The sequence below is a fragment of the Aphanizomenon sp. CS-733/32 genome (assembly GCF_028330045.1).
Lineage (GTDB): Bacteria > Cyanobacteriota > Cyanobacteriia > Cyanobacteriales > Nostocaceae > Dolichospermum > Dolichospermum gracile.
Window position 1 is genome coordinate 1 of record NZ_JAQMSE010000069.1, and the last position, 9,500, is coordinate 9,500.

The window sequence follows — 9,500 nt, forward strand, 5'->3', positions numbered from 1 at the left end:
CCCTGATAGTTTTTCGTCTAGGGTTTTAATTTCCCCTGATAGTTTTTTATCTAAGGTTTTAATTTCCCCTGATAGTTCTGCTTGTCCAATTTCCAGTTTATTTAGTCTACCATCAATAGTTTCTAGTTTTTGGTTGACTTCAGTAAACTTTTGATTGACTTCAGCAAATTGCCGATCCATTTTTTGGTTAACTTCTGTAAATTGCTTCTCTATCTTTTGATCCAAACGAGATAATATTTCTTCCAGAGTATAAGTGAGAATTGGTGGGTTGGTTGTCATATATTTTCGTGATAGTTATTTTGGGGACAATATTATTGACGGAGGCGGAAGTTCCTCTACAAGTTGAGAGAGTTCAAAAAGCAATTCAAAAACAATAACCCCCCAAGGGGAAGTCTTGTATGGGTGGAGTCTAATTTGTTATCCACCTGGCGACTAGAAGTCGCGGCTACACAGACGAAACCCACCTTCGTGGGTTCAAAAGCGTGGACTTTGTTTGTGTGGTAGCGGTTTCTCATCGCCATAAACTTTTAAAACACCCTCTAAGGCTTTTATTTATGCCTTTGTTGATGCCATTGCCAAGCGTGAGAGACGATATCTTTAATACCTGGATATTGGGGTTGCCAATTCAAGATTTTCTGAGCTTTTTCGCTTGTACCAATTAAGGCTGGAGGATCTCCGGGACGGCGATCGCATTCTTTGACTGATATTACCATACCTGTGACATCTTCTGCCGCAGCAATCACTTCCCTAACTGAAAAACCGTTACCATTACCTAAGTTAAAAACTTCGCTTTCACCACCATTTAATAAATATTCTAGTCCCAAAATATGAGCATTGGCTAAATCATTGACATGAATATAATCCCGAATACAAGTACCATCAGGAGTAGGATAATCAGTCCCAAAAATGCTAATATATTCCCGTTTACCTAATGCTGTTTGTAACACTAAAGGGATTAAATGGGTTTCGGGATGATGATCTTCTCCTAATAATCCTTCAGGGTTAGCACCAGCAGCATTAAAATAGCGGAAACGTACTGATTTAAAATTGTATGCCACATCAAAATCAGTTAATATCCTTTCTACCATTAATTTAGTTGCACCATAGGGATTAATGGGATTTTGGGGATGATCTTCCGTAATCGGAATAAAATTCGGTACACCATAGGTGGCACAGGTGGAAGAAAAGACGAATTTATGAATAGAAGCTGCTAACATTGACTCTAATAATGTCAACGTTCCTAAAACATTATTCCGGTAGTATTTAGCTGGGTCAGTGACAGATTCACCTACATAAGCATAGGCGGAAAAGTGCATAACTGCGGCAAAATGGCGACTCTGAAAAAGATTATCTAATAAAGTGCGATCGCTCGTATCCCCTTCAATCAATTCTACCTCTAAAACCTCTTCTACCAAATCCCGATGTCCATACACCAAGTTATCCAGGATGACTACCTCATAACCAGCTTGCTTGAGTGCTAACACTGTATGAGAACCAATATATCCTGCTCCTCCCGTCACCAAAATGCTAGGTTTTCTCGCTGACATAGTTTATTTCTCCTTGATGGTCATTTTGTTAATCTAATTTAGCTTAATTTGAAATCAGATCCCCGACTTCTTAAAGAAGTCGGGGATCTGATCTCCGGTCAATATGCCTGTCCCAACAGAACTTTATTTACACTTTGATAAACCAGCGTTTCTGATACATTAACACAGCCACACCATACCAAAATAACAAGGTAATAAATGCAAACAAAAATGAGCCATTGAAATTTCCTGCCCAAGATACAAAGATATTTTTGTAAATCCAATTATAGATACTAACAGCAGTTTCACCTGTACCCAGTTGGATTTTGGCTATGATTTTAATTAGAAATACAGAAGCTACAAAAAGAGCGATCGCATTTAATCCCATGATCTCAAAAGGCTTACTCCAGCGTTTAATTAGCCTCACCTCTATCAACTCATAACAAGCTGCTAATAACATTAACGCCCAACCAGAGGTAAATAAAACATAGGAACTTGTCCAAATTTTCTTATTAATTGGGAACGACACATCCCAAATAATTGCAATTACCAAACAACACAAACCAAACAATACTAAATCCATGCTAGTTTGTGAAGTAGCCTGTTTTTTATCTTTAATCCATTCCCCAGTAAAATAACCAATCAAAACGCTAACTATCGCTGGAATAGTGCTAAAAAGTCCTTCAGGATCTCCCAGAAAATTAAACCCATCACCTTTATACAAATGTGCCTTGGGAATAATTAATCTGTCAATAAATGCACCAAAATTACCTTCTCTTGTTAGCACTCCTGCACCATAATCAGGAACAGGAACATACATCATTGTCAACCAATAAGCAATGAGTAATCCTCCTGCTACTAACCATTGACTTTTGCGAGGTAATTTTAAAACTATTAAAGATGCAAAAAGATAAGTTAACGCAATCCGTTGTAATACCCCCATCAAGCGGATACTACTTAAATCAAAAGTTCCAACACCCTTATTCCAAAAACCATTTAATACTAAACCCAATATAAATAGAATCGCAGTCCGGCGCAGGATGCGTAAATAAACTGCTTTGGTGGGTTTGTTCTGGGCGGTATATTTTGCTAAAGAAAACGTCATTGCCACACCAACAATGAATAGAAAGAAGGGAAATATTAAATCAGTAGGTGTACACCCGTGCCATTCAGCATGACTGAGGGAACGATAAACATCATCTGCAACCCCGGCCATATTAGCAAGAATCATGGCAGCGATGGTAATACCACGAAATACATCAAGTGAACTCAGACGCATAGACAGAATATCTTATTTGAGAGTCTAACGGGTACTTTTTTCTTCTAGAAACTTACCAATGTCACCATCAAATAAGTCAATGATGGTACTAACAACCACTTTAATTTTGAGGGGATTATTTCCATAGAGATAGCATAGTTCATATTTTTGTTCATCAGTTCCCAATAATTGTTTTGATTGGATTAGGGAAAAAGCTATTTCTGATGAACCCAATAATCCCAAAGAACGTACTGATAATGTCCACCTCTCCATAAAACCAACTTCAGCAGGTTTGGATTGACTGGTGAAAATCAGACAGCTTTGATGGTGTGTTTCCGCAATTATTTGGGTGAGTTGAGTATATTTTATATAATTAATATCTGAAGCCGGGTCAAGATTATCCAAGATAATCAGACAACGACGAGTACGCAAATAATGGATAACTCGATTAATGTCGGATTTGCTTTCTTTGTGATTAGAGACAAAAGATAGCAAGTCAGTGATCATACTCTCAAAAGATGGAACAGTAGGCACTGAACGCCAAAAAACGCAATCAAACTCACCCCCAATCTGTTTTGCTAGTTGAGTAGCTAAAGCTGTTTTACCAACTCCACTGATACCGAACAATCCTACCAACCGACAGCTATCTTGGATAATCCATGATTCTAGCTGTATGAGTTCTTCCCTGCGTCCGTAAAATGGTGAAATATCAATTGCTGTTCCCCAATCTTGGAATTTATTGAAATTGTTTTTTTTTTGCGTATTTGTCCGGATTGCGGGGGGGGGTAGATATTACTTCATCGCTGCTAGTGGTAATTTCTTGCCAATCTAGATTTAATTTGCGACATAGTTCTTCAACGGTTCTATAGTTAACAGGTTTACCAGTTAAGAAATTACTAACTGTAGCTAAGGATAATCCGGTATCATCAGCTAAGGCTCTTTGGTTAGCATATCCACTGCGTGTAACAGCCACCCTAACCTTGTCAATACAGTCATAACGAAGGCATAGTGATCTTGGCATTGATTTTTGTTAAGTGGTTATTCCCATGATGAAAGCTTACAGACGATGGTTCATTTTTACGCTTAAATTCGCCTATTTTAGGTAATTTATGACTTTAATTTTTAATTTCTCTTTGGCATCTTAACGCACCAATTAAGCAACTGTCAAGCTTATGCCTTGAGGCTTATCTGTCATCCATCCAAAGATAGATATATCACACATTAATACCTGCGCTCAATTGAAAAAAGCCTTGATTCGTCTGTTGGGTTAAAGTCCGAAACCCAACTTACGAGAAAATAGCAAAGGTATAGTAGACATCCGGTGAAAAAAATTGTAGGAACAATTCATGTATACTTTTAAAAAAACTTAATATATATGCGATCGAAGTCAGTACAAAGTCAGTAATAGTCAGTACGGAACTTAGTCATCTATAGTGTATACTAAAAAAAGCGAACATATACAATATACAGGGTGATATTTATGACGGAATCCATCGCATATATTAGTTTTAGCACTACTGCTTTTATCTCTCCCGAAGGCAATAGTGGAAGCTTTGTCAATAACAATGCCGTAACTTTAACCAGAACTGGTGACCTGAGTCAAACTCAAACAGTCCAAGTAGTTGTCAACAGTGCCTCTCCAGGATCAGCCGCTGGGGGAGACAGCATCAGCGAATTAACAGACTATAACAATACCAATTTCCCGATCACAGTAACGTTTAATCCTGGTGAAGAAACTCAAACTGTCGAAATTCCTATTTATGGAGACACCACTGTAGAAGCCAGCGACACTATTGGCTTGGAACTTATTAATCCTTCAGAGGGTGTGAGTCTGGGGGTATCAACGGCGACTTTGACCATCCAGAATGACGACAGTCGTGGACTTCTCGATATTGTCTTTGTTCAAGACCTTTCGGGGTCATTTGGAGACGATATTGCAACGGTTAGGGGGCTTATTCCTGGCTTAATTGCTAATATTCTGAGCTTTGAACCTAATGCTCAATTTGCGGTAGCCTCCTTTGTTGACAAACCAATTTCTCCCTTTGGAAGCGCTGGGTCGGACTATGTTTACCGGACAGATCTTCCCCTCACTGCAAATCTCACAGATGTACAGTCCACCTATGATAATCTGGTGATATTAAACGGGGGTGATTGGCCTGAGTCTCAACTGGAAGCTCTAATGCAGACTGGGTTACGTACAGGTGAGCTTGGTTTTCGACCGGACTCCCAGAGACTCGCTATTATTTTCACAGATGCTCCCTATCATTTTCAAGGGGATGGTGCGCTTGCCGGGATTTACACACCCAACAACGGAGATGCCATTTTAGATGGTACGCCGGCAGGAACAGGTGAGGATTACCCTGGTATCGCTCAAGTTGCCAGTATTCTGAGTGCCGCAGGCGTAAGGATTGTTCCGGTTTTTGCGGTCACTCCTGAAAATATCAGTGCTTATGAATCCTTAATTTCTCAATTGGGGGGTAATGGTTCTGTTGTGGCTTTGGAAAATAATAGTTCAAATATTGTCAGTGCGGTACAAAGTGCATTAGGTAGTGTGGTGAACATTAGTGTGAATGCTGCCCCAGGTTTGTTTACGACAGAAGCAGGGGGAACGGCTACTTTTACGGTATCGCTAACCAGTCAGCCAACTGCCGATGTCATTATTCCTATCAGCAGTTCTGATCCAACAGAAGGGGAAGTTTCTGTTACTTCGCTGGTATTTACTCCAACTAATTTTAATGTTCCCCAGACCATCACTGTAACCGGTGTTAATGACGATTTAAATGATGGCGATGTGAGCTACTTGATTTTGACAGGTGAGACAATCAGCGAAGATCCCAATTATAGCGGACGTAATGCTGGAAATGTGGCAATCACTAACGTAAATGATGACATAGTTGCTATCCTGCAAGTGCGACTGAATCTGCTGGCAGATAACGATGGAACACCTGGTGAAATAATCAGCAATAACCAAGTAGGACTAAATCGTTCCTTCTTTGTAGAAATACAGGTAGCAGACCTGCGTATAAATGCGGCTGGGGTTAACGGTTTAGGACTTAATTTAGCTTGGGATGGGCTGATTCTGGAATCTATTGATACGCCCTTTGACCCCGCCAACATTATCACCGCCAATTTCCCACTGTTACAGGATGGAACTGTAGACAATAGCAGTGGTTTGATTAACAACCTCAGTGGCGGTTCTCTCCCCGCTTTTGAATTGGGTCGAGCTATAGGAGTGAATCAGTTAGAACGCTTTGCTCTTCTGCGCTTCCAAACAGAAAATTCCACCGGGACTTACTATTTCACAACCACAGTAGATAGTGCTGCTTTAGCGGATGATCTAGCTTTATTTGACCCGTACTACCCCAACTACCCCTCTTACTCTCTAGATGTGGAAACATCCCAACCAATTCTCATAGGTTCGGTTTACAGCCAATATAACTTTACCTATAACTACGGTAATGGGGATAGTTATACGGGTTATGTTTATGCTGTGGAGGGTACTTATACAGCAGGTCAAACCATTGGCAACATTTATAACGAAACGGGGAATTATGGCTATTACACCATTGACTCCATTGCCTCCACTACTTTAGATAGTTCCTACAACAATCGTGTCTATGTCACCAGCTACACCGATGGTGATACTGGTTATGGAACAACAAATAACATTAGCTCGTGGGGGGGCTACAATGGTTTAGGCTATGAATATGGTTATGCCTATGACGCAACCGGCAATAGTGCCGACTCCTACTTTAGCCAATACAGCGAAGCCGATATTCTGGGTAATCAGAAATATAACTTCACCTATAGCTATGGTAATGGCGATAGTTACAGTGGTTATGGCTACGCAGCAGTAGGAACCTATACAGCAGGTCAAGTATTGGGTGGTTATGCCAACCAGACAGGAAATACTGGCTACTATACCATTGACTCGGTTGAGTTAGGCAATACCAACGCAGGCTATAACGGCTACGTCTACGTCACCAGCTACACCGATGGCGATACGGGTTACGGAATAACAACTAATATCTGGAGAACGGGTTACTCTGGTTTAGGCTCTGAATATGGCTATGCCTATGACGCAAGTGGCAATAGTTCCGACCCCTACTTTAGCCAATACTACGAAGCTGACATCCAGAACCAACTATTCAACTACACCTACACCTACGGTAATGGCGATAGTTATAGTGGTTACGGCTACGCAGCAGCAGGAACCTATACAGCAGGTCAAGTATTGGGTGGTTATGCCAATGAGACAGGAAATACTGGCTACTATACCATTGACTCAGTGAGCGCTGGAACAACGGATAGTTTCTATAACAACCGCGTTTATGTCACCAGCTACACCGATGCTGACACTCTCTACGGTGAGACAACCAATCTCTATAGCTATGGCGGCGGCTCTGGTTTAGGCTCAGAATACGGTCATGCTTACACAGCAGAAGGGAATAGCTATGATAGTCTCTTTGGGGCTTACCCTGACGGCACTGGTATTTACAAGGAAGCTGATATTGTGATTCCAGCTTTGGCTATTACTGATAATTCAGGCAATACCAATGATTCTAGTATCAAATTCACAACAGAACTATCCCAGTTCCGTAAGGGCTACCAAGACAGCGATTATGTCCGCCCCAATTATGCTGATACCACCAAATACTTTGATATCACTAATACGGGGTCAGGTGTTCTGGTAGTTTCGGATATTCAGATTAATGTCAGCGGGGTGACTGTGAATCTGGATTTGTCAGGGGATAAAGAGTTGTTGGTGAATCCGGGTTCTAGTCAACGGGTTAACTTGACCTATGATCCTTTAGCAGCTAAGGAAAACTTTAATGTTGCTAATGGTCTGGTATTGTTTACCAACATTCCTAATTGGTCTCAGTACGAGGTCGCCTTGTCCGGTAAATCCACCTTTAACTCAGACATCAACTATGATGGCAAAGTTAATACCGGTGATTTAGGTTCACTGAACCAAGCAAGAACGAACTTTAATAGGGGAATTTTTGATGGCACTGCTGATATCAATGGTGATGGGTTGATTAATACCCTTGATGCAAATGCCTTAACTGCTGACATTAGACTGAAATTGTCGGTTTAAGTTCTCAGTGTCTATTTAGGGACTTCCAATTAAAAAAATACTCAAAAATTTCTTGTGGTGCGGGACGAAAAGCCCGCTAACCATCAAGGACGGGCAGGATGCCCATGCCCATCCCACAAAATTGGGTAATTTATTTTTTGGTGTTCCCTTAACTGTCAAGACACCGTTGTGTAGAGTTATTGTCAGAATTCATTTAGACAAGTCCAGGAAAATATTATGGCATTCAGTATTAAAGTCCAACTATTTGCCGATAATGACAGTGTTATCGGCGGTGCTGTTGATAGCGTTATGGCTGGAAACAGTTTTTATGCACAAATTTTAGTTGGTGACTTCCGTAGTGATGCAGTCGGATTAATTGGTTTTTCGTCTTCCATACAATGGAATCCAAGTATTCTACAATCTTTGGATGATCCTTTTAACCCTGATACAGTTCTTACTGCAAACTTTCCCGCCGTTTTTGGTGGTACTTTAGATAACACTCTTGGGCAGATTAGCGATTTAGAAGCGGGGGCTTTACCTGCATTTGATTTAGGTCAAGCAATAGGTGTTGATAAACTAGAACCCTTTGCTACTCTTCATTTTTTAGCCAAAGCAGATGTTACCGCTTCAGATTTTGTCCTGATTCCTAATCTATCGGGCTTGGCTTTTACCGATGATTATGTAAATAATGCACCCCTGATTCCCACCCCAGGGGCTTTTCTAGAAAATAGTAATAATATTATTCTCACAGTTTCTGACCCTAATCCACAAGATACTGTAACCTTTGCTATTACAGGGGGAGTGGATCAATCTTTATTTACTCTTGATCCCACAACGGGTCAACTCACGTTTAATAGTATTCCTGATTTTGAAAATCCCATTGATAGTAATCAAGATAATATTTATGAGGTTCAGATTACAGCCTACGATAATTTTGGCGAACCTGCAACGACTACTCTGAGGGGTTTAACTGTCTCTACACTGAATATACAAGTTGCCAATGTTAACGAAACCCCAACAAATCTAACCCTTAGTAATATCAATATTAACGAAAATGTCGCCCCTCTGACTGTAATTGGAAACTTCAGCACGACGGATGTTGATGCGGGTAATACCTTCACCTATACTCTGATCAGTGGTGCAGGAGACACGGATAATAATGTCTTTACTATTAGTAGTAATCAACTGAAAATTAATGCTTCCCCCGATTTTGAAACTAAGAATAGTTACAGCATCCTTGTCAAAACCACAGACCAAGGGGGGTTAAGTTATGAAAAACAATTAACTCTTAACGTCAATGATCTTAACGAACCCCCAACAAGTCTAACCCTTAGCAATAACAGTATTAACGAAAATGTTGATCTTCTCACTGTAATCGGAGATTTCAGCGCCACAGATACTGATGCAGGTAACACATTATTTACCTATAGCCTGGTAAACGGTGCAGGAGACACGGATAATAATGTCTTTACCATTAGTAGCAATCAACTAAAAATTAATGCTTCCCCCGATTTTGAAACTAAGAATAGTTATAGCATCCTTGTCAAAACCACAGACCAAGGGGGGTTAAGTTACGAAAAACAATTAACTATTAACGTCAATGATCTTAACGAAATCCCAACAAATCTCATCCTTAGCA

The 9,500-nt window shown here is 40.4% G+C and carries 7 protein-coding genes; 2 read left to right on the forward strand and 5 right to left on the reverse strand.

The window, feature by feature from the left end:
* The 5 genes from PN471_RS05660 to PN471_RS05680 all read right to left on the reverse strand — a co-directional run.
* A partial coding sequence (locus PN471_RS05660; RefSeq protein ID WP_271776008.1) for a hypothetical protein occupies window positions 1–279 on the reverse strand: 279 nt, incomplete at its 3' end.
* Window positions 280–548: 269 nt separating this feature from the next.
* Complete coding sequence (galE, locus tag PN471_RS05665) at window positions 549–1,547, reverse strand: UDP-glucose 4-epimerase GalE (protein ID WP_271776009.1); 999 nt, start codon at window positions 1,545–1,547, stop codon at window positions 549–551.
* Window positions 1,548–1,674: 127 nt separating this feature from the next.
* Window positions 1,675–2,805, reverse strand: a complete 1,131-nt coding sequence (locus PN471_RS05670) for an acyltransferase family protein (RefSeq protein ID WP_271776010.1) — start codon at window positions 2,803–2,805, stop codon at window positions 1,675–1,677.
* A gap of 24 nt (window positions 2,806–2,829) precedes the next feature.
* Window positions 2,830–3,558 (reverse strand): NB-ARC domain-containing protein, encoded by a 729-nt coding sequence (locus PN471_RS05675; RefSeq protein ID WP_334311901.1) that lies wholly within the window; start codon window positions 3,556–3,558, stop codon window positions 2,830–2,832.
* A complete protein-coding gene (locus tag PN471_RS05680; protein ID WP_271776011.1) occupies window positions 3,521–3,805 on the reverse strand; it encodes a helix-turn-helix domain-containing protein in 285 nt (94 codons plus the stop codon). The genes PN471_RS05675 and PN471_RS05680 overlap by 38 nt, the downstream gene beginning before the upstream one ends.
* 459 nt (window positions 3,806–4,264) lie before the next feature.
* On the opposite strand from PN471_RS05680, the gene PN471_RS05685 reads away from it, so the two are divergent.
* Together PN471_RS05685 and PN471_RS05690 are read left to right on the forward strand one after the other, a co-directional pair.
* Window positions 4,265–7,882 carry a Calx-beta domain-containing protein gene (locus PN471_RS05685; RefSeq protein WP_271776012.1) on the forward strand — a complete coding sequence of 1,206 codons (3,618 nt, stop codon included), beginning with the start codon at window positions 4,265–4,267 and terminating at the stop codon, window positions 7,880–7,882.
* A gap of 216 nt (window positions 7,883–8,098) precedes the next feature.
* On the forward strand, window positions 8,099–9,500 hold a 1,402-nt coding region (locus PN471_RS05690; RefSeq protein WP_271776013.1), incomplete at its 3' end, for a cadherin repeat domain-containing protein.